Genomic DNA, 19,471 nt, shown 5'->3' on the forward strand with positions numbered 1-19,471 from the left:
GACACCCTCATCCTCAACCTTTCACCCTATCAGCCGTTAAATACTCACTGCGGCATTCAAAACAATGGGGACGTTTATGAAACGAGTCGAGCGGGATTTTATTACCTTGTTCAACTGTCTTTGGTACCGCGATTTCCCGGTTACTGAAGCAAACGATCTGGCGGGTCGCGCCGATTGGACCATCCACCTCGGATTGGTGGTGCGTCAGTGCTCTACGCTCCTTGGCGCGAGGGCACTGTTTGAGCAAGGTGGGCGCACCGACGCCGTACTGCGCTACCCCGAGGGTGACACGCTTTCGTTCGTCGAGTGGGAATGGAAGCGCGCGCATACTGACATCAATGAAATTTCCAAGCTGCTAGAGCGTGCCAGCCAGGCAGTGTTCCAGACCTTCATTGGCTACAGCAGGGTTGAAGACGTAGCGCTCACACTGGAGCGAATTCACTCGCAATGGCAGGACGCAGACAGGCCACTGATGGTTTTCCTCATCACTTACGAACTATCTGGTCGGAGCCGTCATTTCATGGAGCTGCATACCTACATGTTTGCCAAAGGGAAATACAAAAAGGTTCGTGCTCAACCGGCACTACCGTGGAAGGTGAATAGGGCTAAAGCCAACAAAGCTACTGATGATGCATGACCACTAGCCGCTTACCGCGAATGCCAGCTCAGCGACCTCGCTGACGTTGCCATCAGAGCATCCCGGCGCCGGCGCTTGAACTCCGCCCTGTTCGCAAATATTAGTGCCTGGCCTGGGTTGGCCAACCCGTCAGCCTGTTAAGAAATGTTGGTGTGCCGCCCTGGCGCCAGGCCAGTCCGGTTACCAAGCCTGGTTACCATCGCTGGTTGCCAGCTCCGCTCAGGTGGCATGGCTGCGTGCAGATCCCGAGGAAAGGTAGGTCGACTTGGCGGCTGTACCACCAAAAACACCCGCCCCGTAATAGACTCGGGACACTTTCAAGCTTGAAATGAAAACGTCCTGACCCCGGTACAAAAATAGTCCTGACCCTGGTACGGGCTCGGTTTACCTGAATGGTGGCGTAGCCGTGGCTTTGGCGCGGCACGGAATGGCATTCCTGTGGCACAACAATGGACTGAAAGTGCGAAGCTCATCTCGTCGGCATCAGCAATGTCCAATCCGCGCTAATTCCGTGGCACAAGAACGCCATTTCATCGCCACTTCATAGCGTCATGTTCAGCACTAGCGACCTGTCAAAACCTGTCATGAAATGCACCTCGACGACTTGACCGCGTGTTGACAAATGTTGATATCGGAGCGGGCGTTAGCGGGCCGGCCTGTTAGCAAAAGTTAGTATTTGCCCTGGTTGATCGGCCAAGTACCCTGTTAACAATCGTCAAGGTTCGACCGCCTGGCGAGAGAGGTGGTTGTGATGCTGCCGGGCAGGAGCGATACGATATCAGGCAGCAGTGTCGCGAATGCGCAGCACAGTAGTTGTCGAGCATTTCGCATGCCTGGCAGTGGCTCGGATACCTAGCCCGGCGCCGAGAAGCTCCTTCACGCGCTTGTGAAGCTCCTCGTCCACAGGCCGGCCTTGGTATTTGCCTTCGGCTTTTGCCTTCTGAATCCCCTGAGCCTGGCGCTCGCGGCGCTGCTCGTAATCCTTCCGGGCGATAGCGGCCATCATTTCGACCAGCATCGAGTTGATCGCGGACAGCATGCGGTCGGTGAACTCATCGCCCTTCGTGTCGCGCATACCCTGGTGGCTGGTGGGCAGGTCCAACGCCACGATGCGCAGGCCCTGGGCGTCGATCGCACTCTTGAGCTTCGCCCAGTCGTCGGCCGGCAGACGGGACAGGCGATCAATAGATTCGACAAGCAGCACATCACCCTTCCGAGCATCCTTTAGCAGGCGCAGCAGTTCAGGCCGATCTGCGGCGGCACCGCTAGCGTTCTCCAGGTACTCGCAGGCGATGACCTTGTTGTGGTCGCTGGCGAACTTTTCCAAGGAGACCCGGGCGCGGCCGGCGTCTTGCTCGTCAGTGGATGCTCGAAGGTAGGCACGGATGAACATGATGCAACCTGTATCAGTTAGGGTGTTGTCCTAACACTGTTGCACTTTGGATGTTACTTATCAAGTAAAAAGGGCTGATTAGGTCAAATTAGACCGTATCAGCCCAGGCATACCTTGCGTAGCATACGAGCTAGAAGCTAAATTGCCATCACTCCTCGCCATACATGAATTTAGCCGTGGAGCATTCCCAGGGAGGGGTTCCGCACTGCGATCTACCTCGCCCTGAGTTCGAACGATCTGCGAGGATTAGTAAGTGACAAAGAGATATCTCCGATTTTATGACCTGCGAGTCAAAGCTGCTGCCCGATATCACGTAAACGGCAAGCCTATTTCAAATACCGTTACAGCCTTTACGTTGCTGACAATTTTGCGCCAAGCGAAAGCTTTATTTGACGCGAGCAAGCTGACCCATCGCGAAATCCCCGACAGCGTCAAGTATTACTTGGCTGACATTGAAATAGACGAAAATGCACAAAAGGCTACATTGCTGATAAATAAGAGCGACCCAACCGAGCCCGATCAAACCATATCTAATCCGGTTTCAGGTGAACGCCAAGAGCTCTTAAAGCCGGATGGATTTGGCAATGATTACTCTGCTCATCTCTGCGTGAGCTTAGTCGCGCATCAACCAAACCTTTATTCCATGGTATATGAATCGCCTCGTGGAGGGATACCAGGAACCCAAATTCACAGTTTTCTAAATCACCTGCTACGAGAGTGTCGAAGTGGAAATAAGGCAGAATATAAGGTACCCCATCCTGCCGGTGTAATGGAAGGCGGCGCTCCTCTAATGGTCAACGCGCTGCATAGCATAGAGTTAAACGGAAAAATTTCTGATGAGTTCTTGAATGATCTTGCAAACGGAACACTCGGACGTATCGAACTGGCTAATTATGAAAACCATGGACAGGTCTGGGACAATGGTGCAGGATTGAGCGAGGAGAAAAAAATAATCGTGTTGCGCCCGCAAATCGAAAATCTTCCACCCCAAGGTGTGATTGATGCTCTCAAACAGGCCTTTAACCGGGGCAACCAATTTGACTACAACGAAGCAGTCATACGGTTCAGAGACCCTTCGGATGAGGCGCACACAGTCAAGGTGAACACAGACGACTTCACGCTCACTGATAACGAGCGGTATGTAAAAAAGGCCTCAATCGATACCCCTGATACAAACTCGAATGGCTACGGAGAGATCGACGATGACATCAAAAGATCGCTTTACAACGCCTTATAAAGTTTTTCTCGGGCAACTATGCAGGCCATTTGCCTATTTAGCGATACGTCACGAACACAAAAAAATTATGGACTGGTTTTTCCCGGGAATTTTGGTTGGACTAAGCGCAATAATACTACTGACCTGGGGAGAAAAAATCAATCTTTATGGAAGCTCAGGAGTTTTATCAAAAATACTAAGTTTTATTCAGAACCTTCCTGGCTTTTATATTGCAGCACTGGCTGCGATCGCTACATTCGGCCGTTCTGATATCGACAGCATAATCCCGGCTCCCACACCACTGATAACAGAATTTCGCGGCGGGGAGGAACAGGAAGTCGCTTTAACTAGGAGGCGATTCCTAAGCATGATGTTCGCATTTTTAACTGCCGAATGCGTGATAATAATACTTGGATCAATCGGGCTACTAACACTAGCTGGAGATCTAGACAAATCATCAATACCCTACGCCTCAACTATTGGAGCAGCAGCATTTCTCCTAATCATGCTATTCTTCTTCCAGATGATACTTACAACCTTCTGGGGCCTATACTATCTAGGAGATAAAATCCATAAAGTTGATTGAATACTTGGGACCGCCCCTAAACATTTCACGGGGCGACCCAATAATTCTACAACTACGGAGAAGATCAAGCTGCATTGTTACTAGAGATACAGATAAGCGGTGTACCGCCCTACCCCGGCAAATCACTGAAATGTTTTCTCAATTTTCCGTTCGGCCCCCACAGGTTGCCAACGGAGCGCGCGCAACGAGCCCTGTAGTGTTCCTCGTATCGCCTGATTTTGAGCGCTATATCTGCGCCGATCGGACCTTCGTGATTAATTACGGCCAGTGTTTGCCCGATCATCGTTCCGACCAGCTCAAAGCGGACCCTGATCTCGTGCATGGGCGCATTCGCATCATCGACCCAGGCACCGAACACGGTTTTAAGGGTAGAGGTCCGTTTCGATATCGGAGACTATCCTTGTGGCCCGCAAAACTGCCCCGCCTACCGGTACCCCCTGTCGCACGGCAAATCCCAGAAAGCGCGAGTACAAGCTCTTCGATGGGGGCGGTCTTGACCTGCTTGTGCAACCCAACGGCCGCAAAGGCGGGCGGCTCAGGTACGTGAAACCGATGGCCGAGAAGGCCTGACTGCCCTAAGCAGTTATCCAGTGATCCGTCTGTTTCACTGGGAAGAGACGGGCGCTCTTGACAGTGCTGCAGCCCTTATCGCATTCGGTTTTGCGGCAACTTTACTCCTGACATAGGCGTGACAGACGCCAATGGCTCCAGCAGCAGCGCTGTAGGGGATGGCTCCGCAGACCAAGGGATGGAGTGCACCTGACTAACAGTCGGGCATGCCCTGGTCATCGCATTGCTGCATTTCATCCGACTCAGGATCTCGCAGCACTGGTCTCGTCAGCCAATGCAGCCTCTACCCGCCCACCTTCAACGGCTTCAACAGGCCAGATTATGAGATGCCCTCGTTCCAGGACGTCAGGAGCCGCCAGCCCCAGGCTAGAGGACATCCCCCACAATTCGCAGGGGCCATCCCTGATAACACTCAGCATTCTGGGCAGGATACGGGGGGTCGAGGATTAGCAAACGGAGGTGAAGCGTATGCAACTAGGGTCGATGCGAGCTCATCCCCTGCTGTGGGGAACAAGCGTTGGGTTATCGGATCTTAGACATTGTGTACTGGTGTGTACAATCCTCTGGATCGTTGTGTAGTATACACACATCCGCGGCAAGCTTTGAGGAGGTACCCGTGCACAGCCGAGACATCATCAAGCGGCTAAAGGATGACGGTTGGGTCAGAGTTAAAGGGACTGATGGGAGCCACCAGCAGTTCAAGCATCCAACCAAGAAGGGACGGGTTACGGTTCCTCATCCGAGTAAAGATGTGGCAATCGGGACGCTTCGAAACATCTGGAAGCAAGCCGGTCTCTGACCGGCTTTACACGTGCTGGTAGATCGTAAGCTTGCTGTTAGCAATAGTGAAATCGAATCGCCGAACTTTTTCGGAGGGATGTTTAAAATGAAATACCCAGTTGTTTTGCACAAAGATGAAGATTCCGATTACGGAGTGACAGTTCCAGACGTACCGGGCTGCTTCTCTGCTGGCGAAACGATCGATGAAGCATTGAGCGAAGTCCAACTTGCGTTAGAGATGCACTTTGAAGGTTTGGTAGAAGATGGAGAGCCTCTGCCGCAACCTCAAAACATCGAACTTCATAGGAAGGACCCGGCTTATGCCGATGGCATCTGGGCTTTCGTAGAATTCGACGTCACCCCCTACTATGGGAAGTCGGTTCGCTTTAACGCGTCTTTACCAGAAGGTCTCCTCAAACGCATAGATGATCGCGTGAAAGAAGACAGCTCTTATGCGTCCAGATCAGGATTTTTAGCCGCGGCGGCGCTGCACGAGCTGGCGAAAAACTTAAACGAAGGCATAGACGCTTTAAAAACCAGAAAGACAGTATGACTTGAAAACATTAAGGGCGCCCTACGGGCGCCCTAATAATGACTAGGTATACGAGCAAGAAACGCAACTGAAGCACTGAACCAACTTTGCGAGACTTGAGAGCTCACAGGGTATGCATCGAACTACTGAAATGCCTTGTTGAGGCTGCTGTGCAGCCCATCGCGGCGCGAGGCCGCTCTCACCTTGGGATTCGCTCGGTTCCGGATGCGGTATTGGGTGATTGCTCGTACGGGACGGTGCTTACGCAAGATAAGGGTTAGGATTCCCGGCTCATTGAACGCACCCGCCCAAGCCCCCTCACCCCAACCAAACCTCAAACCGTGTCCCCAACACCTCATCCGAGCACATGCTCACACTCCCCCCATGCGCCTCGGCAATCTTCTTCACGATAAACAACCCCAGCCCCACCGACCGCACCGTGTCCTGGCAATCGCTGCCTCGGGTCATCGGCTCGAACAACGTGGGCAGCAGCGCGTCATCGATCGCAGCACCATGGTTATGCACACTCACCACCGCCCCGTCATCCGAGAAGTCCGTTGTCAGGGTGATGGGGTAGCGAAGGTCGCCATAGGCCACGCCATTGGCCACCAGGTTGCCAATCAACTGCTGCAACCGATCCGGGTCGACCTGCACCACGCGTCGGCCGCGGGCGTAGTGCCGAATCTGTGCGTCAGGGAAGGCCACCTTCAGCTCACTTATCGAATAATCCACGGCACGTACCAGGTCCACTCGCTCGCGGCGGATGGTCATGCCGGGGCCGAGCCTGACCGAGGCGAAGTCGAGCAGGTCGACGATCATGCGCAGCGCGCGCTCAGTCGAGTTGTCGATGCCGGCCAGTAACCGCCGCGCACGGTCGTTGGGTAGGTCGCGCTTGAGCATGGACGCGGCCATCTGGATGGCGGTCAGGGGGTTCTTCAGGTCGTGGCTGGCGATGGCGACCATCTGTTCGGAGAAAACGGCGCGGCGCTGCACCTCCTGGTAGGCGGCGGCGAGTTCGGCCTGGGCGCGTTGCAGGGCGCTTTCGGCTTCTATCTTCTGCGCCAGCATTTCTTCGGCGCGTTGCATGGCTTCCAGGGCGGCCTTGCCGCTGCTGGTGCTTTCGAGGGCGCTGAACAGCGCCAGGTGGTAGCGAATGCCGTCATCGCTTTCGCGGCGTACGCCGCTGAGCAGCATGGGCAGCTTGCGGCCGTCGCTGTGGCCCAGGGCAATCTTCACTTCGGAGATGGACCCTTGCATGTTCAGCAGTGGGCCCCAGTGGGTCAGCAGGAACACGCGGCCATCGGCGGGCAGCAGTTGGTCGAAACTCATCGCGTGCAGGGTGGCGCTGTCGTATCCCAGCCAGTCGGCCAGGGTCTGGTTGCAGCGCACCAGGGTGCCGTCGGGCGCCATCACCACCAGGGCACAGGGCGCGTGCTCGAAGAAGGCCTGGGTAGACAACAACTCCTTGTTATCCATGGTCGAGGCCAAGGTGGGTGAAGAACGCGTCCATCGCGGCAGCACAAGCGCCTGACGCGCTCAGCTGGGGGTAATGGCCCATGTTCTCGATGATGCTCAGCTGGCTGCTCGGCATGACGGTATTGAGGTATTTGCCAACCGCCACAGGCACCACGGGGTCGCCCGTGCATTGCACGATCAGGGTAGGCAGTTGCAGGCCCGTCACGTCCTTGCGGTGGTCGGACAGGAAGATCACGCGGGCGAAATGCCGGGCGATCTGGGCGTCGGTGCGGCTGAAACTGCTGGCCAGTTCCTGTTCCAGGGCCGGCTGGCCGGGGGTGCCCATCAACACCGGGGCCATGGAGCTGGACCAGCCCAGGTAGTTTTCGTCGAGGGTGGTCAGCAGGTCGTGCACTTCATCGGGGGTGAAACCGCCGGTGTAGGCCTCGTCGTCCACGTAACAGGGCGAACCGCCCACCATGACCAGCCCCATCAGCCGGCCTGGCCGCTGGCGCTCGGCCAGGGCAGTGATGATGGCGCTGACCGAGTGGGCGACCACGATGACCGGGCCTTGGGCGTATTCGTCGATGATTTCGTTGAGGTCGCTGGCATAGCCCCACAGCGTGGCGTACTTGTCGTGCTTGTAGGCACTGAGGTCCGAGCGCCCTGCCCCGACCAAGTCGTAGGTAACGACCCGAAAGCGTTCGAGAAAGTGCGGCAGCACCAGCCGCCACATGGATTGGTCGCAGCCGAAGCCATGGGACAGAACGAGGGTCACGTCACCCGCTCCGGCTACCTGGACGTTGTTACGTTTTTGCAGGGTCATACCTCTCCCGAATACCGTTCAACGTCATGCTGAGTTGTCACGATCCGTTCAAGTCCTTGCTGAGAGTAGTTGAGGGAGAGCCTACGGGCAGGTGCCGTTGAGCAACGCGTCATCGCCCCGCTAAGTGCTTAGTGGGGTCTTGTGCAGGAACAGTTCACGGATCGGGACGCCCACCTTACGCTATATAGGCAAGCGACGTAGAAGTTTCTGTCTGTTTTCTGAGGCCAAAGGGTCTGGTGATGATCCGGATGCCCCTGGCTGGTGCTTGACTTCGGTCAACCCGAACAGAGCCAGGAGGGTTAGGCTCAGGTCATGTACTGCTTGCCGGAGGCCCCTCATGGCCAAGAAATTCCCAAAGCACCCCAGCCACCCCGAGCGCATTTGCTGGGGCTGCGATCTGTATTGCCCAGCCAAGGCGCTGGCCTGCGGTAATGGTGCCGACCGGACCATGCACCCGGTGGAGCTGTTCGGCGAGGACTGGGACAGTTTCGATGACCGGTTCGAGCCGCCCGCTGTGGATAACGCGAAGCCCCCCACCCTCTGAACGCCCCTTCAGCCCTGCATGAAGCACCTCACCCGCTCAGCGCGGGTGAGGTGTTCGTCCTTGCGACGTGGATCAGAAGGTGGTGTTGACGGTCAGCGACAAGCTGCGCGGGTCACCGTACACGGCCCCTGCATAGAACCCGTAGCGGGTGTAGTAGTGCTTGTCGAACAGGTTGTTGGCATTGAGGGTCACGCTGGTGTCGTCGGTCACCTGGTACTTGGCCATGACGTTCCAGATGGCGTAGCCGGACCAGTTCACGTCGGTGGCGCCGCTGCTCACGCCGTTGACAGGCTGGCCCGCCGGGCTGGATATGGCGCGGATATTGGACTGTGCGGTAACGCCGGCGCCTACGGTCAGGCGGTCGAGTGGGCCGCTGAGGTGGTAGGTGGTGGAGGCCTTGAACAGGTGCGAAGGGTCGCTGCGCCCGTCGCTGTCAACGCGGCGGAAGTGCAGGTAGGTGTAGCCGGCGTATACGTTCCAGTCCGGGGTCAGGGCGCCGGCGATTTCCAGGTCGATGCCGTCGGTTTCCTGGCCTGAGCCTGCTTTGTAGGCATCGCCACCGGTCGGGGTGGACAGGCCGCCGTCCAATACCGCCTTGTTTTCCTGTTTGGTGCGGAAGTACGCCGCAGAGGCGTTCAGGCGACCGTCGAACCAGGCGCCTTTGATGCCCGTCTCGTAGCTTTGCCCCCGGATCGGCTCGACCCGGCTGCCAGCGCTGGTTTCCTGGGTTTGCGGGTTGAAGATGTCGGTGTAGCTGGCGTACAGCGAGTAGGTGTCGTTCAGGTCGTACACTGCGCCCAGGTAGGGGGTCACGACGCCGTTTTCTTCCTGGCTGGTGCGCACGGCATTCACGCTGCGGGTGATGGCCGAGTAGTCGGTGGTGCGCACGCCCAGGATCACCGACAACGGGTCGGTGATGCTCAGGCGGGTCGCGGCGTACATGCCCTGCAGGCGAGTGGTGGTCTTGCTGTGCTTGCCGGTCTGCGAAGCCAGCAGGTCATAGTCCCCGTCCACGCCATTGCGCCAATCGCTGATGGGCAGACCATTGTTGGCGCGGAACTGGCAGCCGACTACCGGATCGGTGATCTTGCCGCCGCCAACCATGCTGCAGCGGTACTCCGGCGACCACTGCACGCTACGGCTGTCGTTGTAGCCGACCATGGCCTGGTGAGTACGGCCGAACAATTGGAACGGACCGGACAGGTCGATCTGCGCTGACTGCTGGGTGGTGTCGCTCGAGCTGTGCAGGCCGTTGAGCACCGCGCCGCTGCCGTCCTGATTCCAGTAGCCGCCGAACCGGCCGCGCCCTGCCGAGTTGACCTTGCCCAGGCCTCGGTGGTTGAGGGCATCGGTGGTGCTCTGGGACGCCTTCAGGTCCAGCGACCAGTCGTTGTCGAAGCGGTGCACCAGCGAGCCGAAGGCGGTGCGGGTGGTGTATTCGCCAAAGCTCCAGCTCGGAACCAGGTTGGCGCTGCGTGGCAGGTCGGTCTTGCTGCCGTCGCGGTACCAGATGGGAATGTTCGCGCCCCAACCGCCGCCCACCACCTTGTTGTATTCGTACTGGTAGCCGGCGCCCAGGGTGGTGGCATCGTCCAGGTCGAACTCGAAGTTGGCCAGGGCCGCGCGTGAACGGTCGGACTGGTAGTCACGGAACGAGTTGGCGTCCTGCTGGGTCACCACGAAACGCGAGCGCAGGCGGCCGTCTTCGGACAGCGGCAGGTTCAGGTCGGCGCCCAGACGGCGTTTGTCCCAGCTGCCGTAGGTGGCGTACGCGCTGCCGCCGAAGGTGCGGGTGGGCGCCTTGCGAATCAGGTCGATGGTGGCGGACGGGTCGCCGGTTCCGCCGAGCAGGCCGTTGGCACCGCGCACGATGTCGATGCGCTCGTAGAGGTCCATGTTCAGGGCATTGCCGCTACCGCTGAAGTCCGACGCGCCGGGTGCCTGCAGGCCGTCGATTTTCCAGTTGGTGATGGAGTAGCCACGGGCACGGTAATCGGTGCGTCCGCCCACTTCGGATTTGCTGGCGGTCACCCCTGGGGTGGTCTCCAGCGCCTGCTCGATGCTGTGGATGGCGCGGTCATCCATCTGCTGACGGGTGATGGTGGTGACCGACTGTGGCGTTTGCCGTGGGGTCAGCGCCAGGCCAGTGGAGCTGCGCGTGCGTTCGACGGTGTAGCCCAGCTGGCCGGCATCGTCCTGGGGCAGCAGGGCGCTGTCTTCGATTTGCGTGGCATCGAGTACCAAGGGTGCGCTGTCGGCGGCCATGACGCCACTGCTGATGGCAAGGCCGACGAAGAAGGCAATTGGCTTGAGGCGGGTGCCGCCACAGATGATTGTAGTGAAGGTATTGGTGATGCTTGGGGGGGTCATTTGGGAAGGCTTCGTATTTGCAGATGATTTTTTGTTAGGATTCTAGGGATCAGTCCTCTGGGCTCTACACCCGACATGTACGGGGATGTAATGCAACGTAATGGGCGCTAACGACGCCCGCCTCACAGGTGTTTTTTCAGATGAGCACAACCCTGCTGGTTGTTGATGACGACGACGAGATTCGCGAGCTGCTGTGCGATTACCTAAGCGACGCAGGCTATGCCGTACTGGCGGCTACCGACGGCAAGCAGATGCACGAGCACTTGGCGCGGCAAAAGGTGGACCTCGTGGTGCTGGACCTGATGCTGCCCGGTGAAGATGGCCTGAGCCTGTGCCGTCAGTTGCAGGCCCTGCCGGGGCTGGCGGTGATCATGCTGTCGGCAAAGGGCAGTGCACTGGACCGCATCATCGGCCTGGAAGTGGGGGCCGACGATTACCTGGCCAAGCCTTTCGAACCCCGGGAACTCATTGCCCGGATCAAGGCCGTGCTGCGCAGGCCCCATCGGTTGGAGGCTGCCGTACAGGAGCCGACCCAGGTCGAAGCTCATGTCTTTGCAGGCTTTCGCCTGGAACACATCAAGCGCCTGCTGACGCGCCCCGATGGGCAAACCTTGACCCTGCCGCGCTCCGACTACCGGGTGCTGCGCGAATTGCTCGAAGCCAACAACCGTGTGGTGTCTCGCGACCAGTTGACGCGCAGTGCCTTCAGCCGCGACCACCTGCCAGACGACCGCTCGGTCGACATGTGCGTCAGCCGCCTGCGCCAGCACTTGCGCCATGCGCCCGGCGATGTGGCGCAGATCCTCACCATCCGCAATGAAGGTTATCTGCTGAGCATTGCTCAGAGCCAGGCCACGGCCTGACATGCGCTGGGCTCGCCGACTGTGGCCGCGCACGCTGTTCGGGCAGCTGATGCTGATCATGGTAGGCGGCACGTTGGCCATCCAGTTGATGTCCAGCAGCATCTGGTTCGATGTGCGCTTCGCCCAGGTGTTCGAAGCCCCCGTGCGCTTGATTGCGGCGCGCAGCGCCCCGCTCATCCAGCAGGCCAGCTGTCATGCCGGCGTGCTCAAGGTGCCGGCCCATTACCAACTACGCTGCGCCGAGCAGCTGCCCTCACCGCAGCAGGACGAACGGCGCGGGCGCAAACGGGTCGAGTTGCTGCTTCACCAGGCCCTGAAATACGAGCTTGGCCGTGAGCCGCAGGTGCATTTGATGAAGGTGCAGTTGACCGACGAACTGGGCCAGCCGATCGTCTGGCGCAGCCTGTTCGGCCTGCGCACGGCCCAGGCCCACCTTCAGTTTGCGGTGCCGTTGGCAGACGGGCATTGGTTGACCATCGACGGGCAGGAACTGCAAGGCTGGAGCGGCGAGTCCGCCTGGCTGCTGATCAGCGACTACCTGTTGCGGGTGTACGCGCTGCGCATTGTCGCCGTGCTGGTGGTGTGCCTGATCGCCGTGCGCCTGTGCCTGCGTCCGCTGCGCCGCCTGGCGGATGCAGCGCTGGCGCTGGGCAGCAACCTAGAACAACCGCCGCTGGCGCTCGACGGCCCCGACGAGGTTCGTCAGGCCGCGCAGGCCTTCAACGCCATGCAGCAGCGCCTGATCGCCATGGTCAACGACAAGGCTTACTTTCTCGCCGCCGTCTCCCATGACCTGCGCACCCCGTTGACGCGCATGCGCCTGCGCCTGGAGCGCATGCCCGATGACGAACACCGGAAGCGGTTGCGGCAGAACATTGCCCAGATGGACGACATGATCGGCCAGGTGCTGGACTACCTGCGTGCGGGCGAGCAGCAAAACCTGCAGCCGGTCGACATTGATCGCCTGGTTGTACGCCAGTGTGCGGAGCTGGCTACTGCCGATGAGCCCATCCCTGTGCTCGGTCATGGCGGGGTAGTGAGCGTCGATGCCCTGATGGTGCAGCGTTGTCTGCAAAACCTGCTGGTCAATGCATTGCGTTATGCCAGTCAGGTGAGTGTGTCGGTGGAGCGCGTAGGGCCACGGGTGCTGGTTCACGTCGAGGATCGAGGCCCAGGCATTGCGCCGCACCTGCTGGCGACCGTTACCGAACCGTTCGTACGTGGCGAGCGTTCGCGTAACCAGGCATCGGGCGGGTATGGGCTCGGGCTGAGTATCGTCGAGCGGATCATGACCAGTCATGGGGGGGCGTTGCGGATGCGCAACCGTGAGGGGGGCGGGTTGCGCGTGACCATCGAGCTGCCTGTCTAGACGTGGGCAGCCCGTGGGCTCAGGCCACCGGCGCACGCGGTGCGAAGGTGGCCTGCGTGGGTGACCGGATCAGAAGATGCTGATCGGGTACTCGACGAATACGCGGACTTCGTTGCCGTCGTCGTTGTAACCGTTCTGGCGCACGGCATTGTTGGTGCGCAGGAACGAGCTGCGCAGCTTGACCGACAGGTCCTTGGCCGGGCCTTCCTGGACCACGTAGCGGATCTGGTTGAAGATCTCGCGCTCCTTGCCTTCGCCGAAGCCCTGTGGGTTGGCGACGTTGCGGGTATTGATGTTGTCACCCACCACGTAGGCCAACTTATAGGTCAGGCCAGGAATGCCGTAGGCACCGAAGTCCAGGCCATAGCCCAGCTGCCAGGAACGCTCGTCCTCGGCATTGAAGTCGGACCAGTAAGAGTTGGCCAGGAAGATGGTCGAGCCACCGTCACCCACGCCGCCCTGGTTCTGGTACCAGCCGTAGTTGTAGCCGGTGCTACCGGTGCTGCGCTGGTGAGCGAGGGTGAACGAGTGGGCGCCGTAGGCGTAGGTAGCAGCCAGGCTCCAGATGGTGTTCGAGTCACCGTTCAGGCCCGCTTCACGCACGTACTTGTTGTCGATGCTCGACTTGTAGCCGTTGAAGTCCAGGGTCAGGGACTGATCGTCGGCGATGGCGTAGACGTAGTTCAGGCCCAGGTAGTGCTTCTTCATCACGTCTTCGGTGTCGGCGGTGTACAGCGACGCAGTGAAGTTGTCGTTGAACTTGTAGCTACCGCCCAACACGTTGATCGACTTCAGGCCACCGCCATCACGGCGTTCGGCGCTCTTGCGCGCTTCCTGGGTGAAGCGACCGGCGTTCAGCTCCAGGCCTTCGATTTCCTTGGAGGTGATCAGGGTGCCGGTGAAGCTTTCCGGCAGCAGGCGCGCATCGTCGTACTGGAGCACTGGCAGTGCAGGCATCTGGTCACCGTACTTGAGCACGGTGTTGGAAATGCGGAACTTCACGGCAGCACCGGCACGGGCCAGGTTGTGCGGCGAACGGGCATTGCCATCGGCATTGGTGGTGTCGTGCGGCTTGAAGAAGTCGACGCCGCCGCCACCGTTGTGGCCCTTGCCGCCGTCCAGGCGCAAGGCGTACAGGCCGAATGCATCGACGCCGACACCGACGGTGCCTTGGGTGAAGCCGGACGAGAAGTTGCCGATGAATGCCTGGCCCCACTCGATCTGGTCATCGGTGCCGTGCTTCTTGTCACGGTTGATGTAGGCGTTGCGCAGAAGGACGTTGGCGTGGCTGTCCTCGATGAAGCCGTTGCTGGCGGCCTGGTCATTGGCCTGGGCCTGGGTCGCGGCGATCATCGCCAGGGCGACCAGGCTGATCCTGGTATTCAACATGTTATTTTCCTTATTTCTTGATCGAAAACGCGCTGCGTAATGACGCCATGAACCAACGCCCCTTCGTAGGTTCGACGCTATGCAGGTTCTGCCAGAAGGCCCTTTGCCGGTAAACGCGGCCGGCCCTGGCAACAGCATGGCCAAACGGATTGGCCAGCAGGCGTGGCCGAATCCTAGCGGCGTGCGATTACAAATGTCAAAAAAACGTGAAATTCAGGTTGATATAACTAAAAACCGAGCGTTCATGAGGCGTTTCCTTTAGAACTAAAGCTGTAGGAGGATATTCCTTCTCGGTATTGAAAACTCATCTTGATCAAGGCGACAAGTTCACTTAGGTCCCCATTCTGACTAGTCACAAAGTGATAGAAACGTAAAAATCCAGAAACCATAATAGGCGAGCGTTAGCAAATAGCACCCATTATCATTCGCGCCTTCATTACTGTCCGGTCAAACGCGCGTCATGCCTGCCCCTTCTCGCCTCGCTCCTATCACGCTCTCCATTTCATGCCTGCTGGCTGCCAGCCCCACAAGCGCCGCTACTACCACACTGCCTGAGCTATCCGTCACCGCCGACAGCGAGCGGGACAAAGACAGCCCGCGGGTGCGTGAAGTCAGTACTGCGACCCGAACCGCCACCGCCGTACGCGCCGTGCCGCAGGCGGTGGATACGGTCAAGACCTCGCAGGTGCTGGACTACGGCAGCAACACGTTGGGCAAGGCGCTCGAAGGTATCCCCAACGTCAGCAGTGGTGCCGACACGCGCTTCGATAGCGTGCGCATTCGCGGCTTCGAAGCCGGCAATGACTTCTACCTGGACGGCGTGCGTGATGACAGCCAGTACATCCGCGACCTGCACAGCATCGAACGGGTCGATGTGCTCAAAGGCCCTGCGGCCGTGCTGTATGGGCGGGGCGGCCAGGGGGGGTATCGTCAACCGCATCAGCAAGGCGCCCGAGGCAGGCCGTCGTTCTACCCTGGAGGCACAGGCAGGCAGCGAGGACCTGCGCAGCCTGTATGCCGACCTCAGCGCAGACCCCAGCGACACGGTCAGCCTGCGCCTGAACATGGGCAACCAGGACAACAACAGTTTCCGTGACGGTGTCGACGGTAGCCGCCAGCTGTTCGCACCCTCGGTCAGCTGGCAGGTCACGCCGGCTGAACTGGCTGGTGCAATACGAGTACAGCCGCTTCAACCGCACGCCGGACCGCGGTATCCCCGGCGTCGATGGTCGCCCCGCGAATGTCAGCCGCAGCACGACCTACGGCGATACACAGCGTGACTTCATCGATGACCGGGCGCAGTCCTTGCGGTCACGCCTGAACTACGAGCTCAACGATGCGTGGCAACTGCGTCATACCCTGAGCCTGTTCAAGCTCGACAGCGAATTCGACAACACCTACCCCACCGCCTACAACCCCAGCAATGGCACAGTGACGCGCCAGCGCTGGCAGCAGGACCTGAACACCCGCAACCTGTTCAATACCCTGGAAGCCGAAGGCACCTTCGACACACTGGGCCTAGGGCACACGCTACTGCTGGGCCTGGAATTCGGCAGCCAACGCCGCGACCCCACTTTGTACACCGCGGCTGCGGCAAACGCCGGCGGCAGGCCCGTGCCGCCCGTGGACCTGTACGACCCTGACCGGAGCAGGCAGCACAACGGTCGCATGGTGATGTCGAGCAATAACCACACCGTGGTGCAAAGCCGAGGCCTGTACCTGCAAGACCAGCTTCGCCTGAACGATCAATGGCAGTTGCTGGCAGGCGTGCGTTTCGATGAATTCGACGTTCAGACCACCAACAAGGTGCGCAGCCTGTCCGAAAAACAGAGCAGCCGAACCACCAGCCCTCGCATCGGGGTGGTGTATACCCCGTGGCAGGACCACTCGTTCTATGCGTCATGGAGCAAGACCTTCTCGCCAGTAGGCGGTGGCCTGATCGGTATAACGCCGGGCGCACCGGGCAACAGCAACGAGACAGCACCCGAGCTGACGCGGCAAAAGGAGGTTGGCGTGAAGAGCGACTGGTTCGACCAACGCCTGACCACCACCCTGGCGGTCTATGAGCTCGAGCTGTACAACCGTCGTACCCGCGACCCGCTTGACCCGGAAGTCACCTTGCTCAGTGGCCTGCAGCGCTCGCGCGGCATCGAGTTGACCGCCATGGGCAATGTGGTTGGCAACTGGTACGTGCGTGGCGGGGTTGGTCTGCAAGATGCCACGATCGTCAAGGACAGCAATGGCCAGCAGGGTAACCGGATCAATGACGTGGCCAAGCGTAACGCCAGCCTGTTCGTCACCTGGAAGCCAGAACTGGGCTGGTACGCAGAAACAGGCCTGACGCTGGTCGGTCAGCGGTATGCCGACAACCAGAACACCACGGTCCTGCCAGGTTATGGCCGCTGGGATGCGCTGGCCGGGTACCGCACCCAGGAGTGGGACGTGCGGGCGGCGCTGAGCAACATTGCCGACCGGACTTACTACAGTTCGGCGACCAGTGCAGCGCAGATCCAGGTCGGCGACCCGCGCAGCCTGGTCGTCACAGGCACCTACAGCTTCTGAACGTCAACAGGGGCAGCCTTTGCGAGGCTGCCCCTGCCGGTGTGCTACAGGGTTTGAGGAACGTTGGATCGCGGCTAACGCCACACCGCCATCAACGCATGAAGCTCAGCCTCGCTGATCAGCCCTTCGGGGTAACGCCCGGCAAGTAGCCGTCGTGGGTCGGTCGTCCTGACCCTGCTGCTTCCATGGTGCTTCAACCACTTCGCCAAACGCTCGAGCGATGCATGGTCTAGTGCCAATGGGCGCAATGCCGACTCACTTGCTGCATTCATTTCTACACGTACTCCTGGCCCGTGAGCAGCTAACCTACGCAAGTAGTGTTACAAGCAGACAACCCGATGACACCGGGCTATCTGTTTGAAAAACAATACAAAAGCTATGCCACTACACGTGCCAGGCGTCGCCGGGCTGGGAAGCGAGCGTACACCCTCGCCGCGCCCCACGGGCCATCAACGGTGCACAGGCGCCGGCTGCTGCTGGGTCAGGCAATGAATGTTACCGCCGCCCAACAGCAATTCCCGCCCAGGGATCATCACCACCTCATGGTCAGGAAAGATGCTCGACAGTATGGCCTTGGCCTCGGCATCGGCCGGGTCGTCGAAGCTCGGCGCGATGATGCCGCCGTTGACGATCAGGAAGTTGACGTACGAGCCTGCCAGACGCACCGAAGGGTCACGCTCCTGGCTGCCCGACACCTGGTCGACGCCGGCACATTCCTCTTCGGTGGCGTACAGCGGCCCGGGTATTGGCATCTTGTGCACGACGAAGGCCCGTCCCCTGGCGTCGCGGGTGGTCTGCAGCACTTCCATGGCCGCGTGGCAACGCGCGTAGTTGGGGTCGTTCGCGTCATCTGTCCAGGCCAGTAACACTTCACCTGGGCGCACGTAACAGCAGAAGTTGTCGACATGTCCATCGGTTTCGTCGTTGTACAGGCCGTCCGGCAGCCAGACCACGGTATCGACCGCGAGGTTGTCGCGCAGCACAGCTTCGATCTGCTCGCGGTTCAGGTGTGGATTACGGTTGTGGTTCAGCAGGCACTCTTCGGTGGTGATCACCGTGCCTTCGCCGTCCACATGGATCGAGCCGCCTTCGAGCACGAACCCTTCGGTGCGATAACGCTGGCAGCGCTCCATCTCCAGCACCTTGCCAGCCAACGCCTCGTCTTTGTTCCACGGTGCGTACAGGCCACCCTCGAAGCCGCCCCAGGCGTTGAAGTCCCAGTCTACGCCGCGCACTTCGCCGTTGTCGTTGACCACGAACGTGGGGCCGGTATCACGCACCCAGGCATCGTCGCTGCTGAGTTCGACAACCCGGATATTGGGCTGGTCCAGCAGGCGACGCGCGTTTTCATACTGGCCGGCAGAGACGCCCACGGTGACCGGTTCGAAGCGCGCGATCGCCTTGGCCAGGGTGACATGGGCCGCCTGTGCCGGCTTGCCGCCCAGGCGCCAGTTATCCGGCCGCTCGGGCCAGACCATCCAGACCTGGGTTTGCGGGGCCCATTCGGCGGGCATGTGGAAACCATCGGCACGGGGCGTGGAAGTGAGGGTTTTCATCGTTGACCTCTGTCATGGCCCTGCCCGGAAGGGTATGGGCGTAAAAGGCGTTTATAACCGATATAAATCCGCGTTGAAACAGAATAATGCCGCATGACCCTGATAATCCCGACACAATATTTCGATAATAATCGGCAAATACGTGACGCCGGTCGGGCGCAACCTTCACCCTAGCATTGACCAGAGCAGTGCCGCGCGCCTTGCTCGACAGGACAAGCACGCTTCTGCCAGCTAGGGTCATAACGCACAGCATGCAGAGTGTTTCCCGATGAACGTGATACCCACTACCCTTCCCGAAGTGCTGATCATCGAACCCAAGGTCTTCGGCGACAGCCGAGGTTTTTTCTTCGAGTCCTTCAACGCCCGCGAGTTTGCCCGGCTGACCGGCGCCAAGGTCGAGTTCGTCCAGGACAACCACTCGCGCTCTGGCCGGGGCGTGCTGCGTGGGCTGCATTATCAGGTGGCCAATACCCAAGGCAAACTGGTGCGCGTGGTACAGGGCGAGATCCGCGATGTGGCCGTGGATGTGCGCAGGCACTCGCCCACGTTCGGCCAGTGGGTGGCAGTGCACCTGTCGGCGGAAAACCATCGTCAGCTGTGGATCCCGGCAGGCTTTGCCCATGGCTTTGCGGTGATGGGCGATTCGGCGGAGTTTCTGTACAAGACCACCGACTACTACAACCCACAGGCCGACCGCTGCATCCGCTGGGACGACCCGACACTGGCCATCGACTGGGGTCTGCAACAGCCGCCTGTGCTCTCAGACAAGGACAAGCTGGGCGTGTCGTGGGCAGAAGCACAAGTGCTGCCTTAACTAGCGCAT

The 19,471-nt window shown here is 59.5% G+C and carries 16 protein-coding genes and 2 pseudogenes; 11 read left to right on the top strand and 7 right to left on the bottom strand.

Annotation, left to right across the window (positions count from 1 at the left end; translation table 11 throughout):
• Positions 1–76 precede the first annotated feature (76 nt).
• On the top strand, positions 77–637 hold the full coding sequence (locus tag ACF8E5_RS08975) for a hypothetical protein (protein WP_392475168.1): 561 nt from the start codon (positions 77–79) through the stop codon (positions 635–637).
• A gap of 778 nt (positions 638–1,415) precedes the next feature.
• Here ACF8E5_RS08975 and ACF8E5_RS08980 read toward each other — a convergent pair.
• On the bottom strand, positions 1,416–2,030 hold the full coding sequence (locus ACF8E5_RS08980; protein ID WP_392475169.1) for a recombinase family protein: 615 nt from the start codon (positions 2,028–2,030) through the stop codon (positions 1,416–1,418).
• A 253-nt stretch (positions 2,031–2,283) separates the two neighbouring features.
• On the opposite strand from ACF8E5_RS08980, the gene ACF8E5_RS08985 reads away from it, so the two are divergent.
• The 5 genes and pseudogenes from ACF8E5_RS08985 to ACF8E5_RS09005 all read left to right on the top strand — a co-directional run bounded on the left by ACF8E5_RS08985 (position 2,284) and on the right by ACF8E5_RS09005 (position 5,735).
• Positions 2,284–3,267 carry a hypothetical protein gene (locus tag ACF8E5_RS08985; RefSeq protein ID WP_125474416.1) on the top strand — a complete coding sequence of 328 codons (984 nt, stop codon included), beginning with the start codon at positions 2,284–2,286 and terminating at the stop codon, positions 3,265–3,267.
• Entirely contained in the window at positions 3,233–3,832 is a 600-nt protein-coding gene (locus ACF8E5_RS08990) for a hypothetical protein (RefSeq protein WP_392475170.1), read from the top strand. Before ACF8E5_RS08985 ends, ACF8E5_RS08990 begins: the two co-directional genes overlap by 35 nt.
• A gap of 402 nt (positions 3,833–4,234) precedes the next feature.
• A pseudogene (locus ACF8E5_RS08995) lies at positions 4,235–4,434 on the top strand (integrase); the annotation flags it as partial.
• 584 nt (positions 4,435–5,018) lie between these two features.
• Complete coding sequence (locus ACF8E5_RS09000) at positions 5,019–5,201, top strand: type II toxin-antitoxin system HicA family toxin (RefSeq protein WP_196121395.1); 183 nt, start codon at positions 5,019–5,021, stop codon at positions 5,199–5,201.
• Positions 5,202–5,288: 87 nt separating this feature from the next.
• Positions 5,289–5,735: a type II toxin-antitoxin system HicB family antitoxin gene (locus ACF8E5_RS09005; RefSeq protein ID WP_058638931.1), complete on the top strand. Its 447-nt coding sequence runs from the start codon at positions 5,289–5,291 to the stop codon at positions 5,733–5,735.
• A 297-nt stretch (positions 5,736–6,032) separates the two neighbouring features.
• Here the strand turns inward: ACF8E5_RS09005 and ACF8E5_RS09010 are convergent, their stop codons facing one another.
• Together ACF8E5_RS09010 and ACF8E5_RS09015 are read right to left on the bottom strand one after the other, a co-directional pair.
• Positions 6,033–7,190: an ATP-binding protein gene (locus ACF8E5_RS09010; protein WP_392475171.1), complete on the bottom strand. Its 1,158-nt coding sequence runs from the start codon at positions 7,188–7,190 to the stop codon at positions 6,033–6,035.
• Positions 7,183–7,995, bottom strand: a complete 813-nt coding sequence (locus ACF8E5_RS09015) for an alpha/beta fold hydrolase (RefSeq protein ID WP_392475172.1) — start codon at positions 7,993–7,995, stop codon at positions 7,183–7,185. Before ACF8E5_RS09015 ends, ACF8E5_RS09010 begins: the two co-directional genes overlap by 8 nt.
• Before the next feature lie 337 nt (positions 7,996–8,332).
• Here ACF8E5_RS09015 and ACF8E5_RS09020 point away from each other — a divergent pair, with 337 nt between their 5' ends.
• The gene (locus tag ACF8E5_RS09020; RefSeq protein ID WP_392475173.1) at positions 8,333–8,539 is read left to right on the top strand and encodes a DUF3079 domain-containing protein; all 207 of its coding nucleotides are present in this window, start codon (positions 8,333–8,335) and stop codon (positions 8,537–8,539) included.
• A gap of 72 nt (positions 8,540–8,611) precedes the next feature.
• On the opposite strand, the gene ACF8E5_RS09025 is transcribed toward ACF8E5_RS09020, so the two are convergent.
• Positions 8,612–10,909 carry a TonB-dependent siderophore receptor gene (locus tag ACF8E5_RS09025; protein WP_392475174.1) on the bottom strand — a complete coding sequence of 766 codons (2,298 nt, stop codon included), beginning with the start codon at positions 10,907–10,909 and terminating at the stop codon, positions 8,612–8,614.
• 140 nt (positions 10,910–11,049) lie between these two features.
• On the opposite strand from ACF8E5_RS09025, the gene ACF8E5_RS09030 reads away from it, so the two are divergent.
• A complete protein-coding gene (locus ACF8E5_RS09030) occupies positions 11,050–11,772 on the top strand; it encodes a response regulator (protein WP_196186318.1) in 723 nt (240 codons plus the stop codon).
• Position 11,773: 1 nt separating this feature from the next.
• The gene (locus tag ACF8E5_RS09035) at positions 11,774–13,141 is read left to right on the top strand and encodes an ATP-binding protein (protein WP_392475175.1); all 1,368 of its coding nucleotides are present in this window, start codon (positions 11,774–11,776) and stop codon (positions 13,139–13,141) included.
• A gap of 69 nt (positions 13,142–13,210) precedes the next feature.
• On the opposite strand, the gene ACF8E5_RS09040 is transcribed toward ACF8E5_RS09035, so the two are convergent.
• Complete coding sequence (locus ACF8E5_RS09040; RefSeq protein ID WP_078477829.1) at positions 13,211–14,530, bottom strand: OprD family porin; 1,320 nt, start codon at positions 14,528–14,530, stop codon at positions 13,211–13,213.
• Positions 14,531–14,990: 460 nt separating this feature from the next.
• Between ACF8E5_RS09040 and ACF8E5_RS09045 the strand changes: the two are divergent.
• Positions 14,991–17,092, top strand: a pseudogene (locus ACF8E5_RS09045) (TonB-dependent receptor).
• Positions 17,093–17,166: 74 nt separating this feature from the next.
• Here the strand turns inward: ACF8E5_RS09045 and ACF8E5_RS09050 are convergent.
• Both ACF8E5_RS09050 and aguA read right to left on the bottom strand, forming a co-directional pair.
• Entirely contained in the window at positions 17,167–17,364 is a 198-nt protein-coding gene (locus ACF8E5_RS09050) for a hypothetical protein (RefSeq protein ID WP_078477827.1), read from the bottom strand.
• Between the two features lie 177 nt (positions 17,365–17,541).
• Positions 17,542–18,648 (bottom strand): agmatine deiminase, encoded by a 1,107-nt coding sequence (aguA, locus tag ACF8E5_RS09055; RefSeq protein ID WP_058605942.1) that lies wholly within the window; start codon positions 18,646–18,648, stop codon positions 17,542–17,544.
• Positions 18,649–18,916: 268 nt separating this feature from the next.
• Here aguA and rfbC point away from each other — a divergent pair, with 268 nt between their 5' ends.
• A complete protein-coding gene (gene rfbC / locus ACF8E5_RS09060; RefSeq protein ID WP_058638940.1) occupies positions 18,917–19,462 on the top strand; it encodes a dTDP-4-dehydrorhamnose 3,5-epimerase in 546 nt (181 codons plus the stop codon).
• The last annotated feature ends 9 nt before the right edge of the window (positions 19,463–19,471 follow it).

This window comes from Pseudomonas sp. WSY_20, assembly GCF_043104335.1.
In the GTDB taxonomy this organism is placed as follows: domain Bacteria; phylum Pseudomonadota; class Gammaproteobacteria; order Pseudomonadales; family Pseudomonadaceae; genus Aquipseudomonas; species Aquipseudomonas parafulva_B.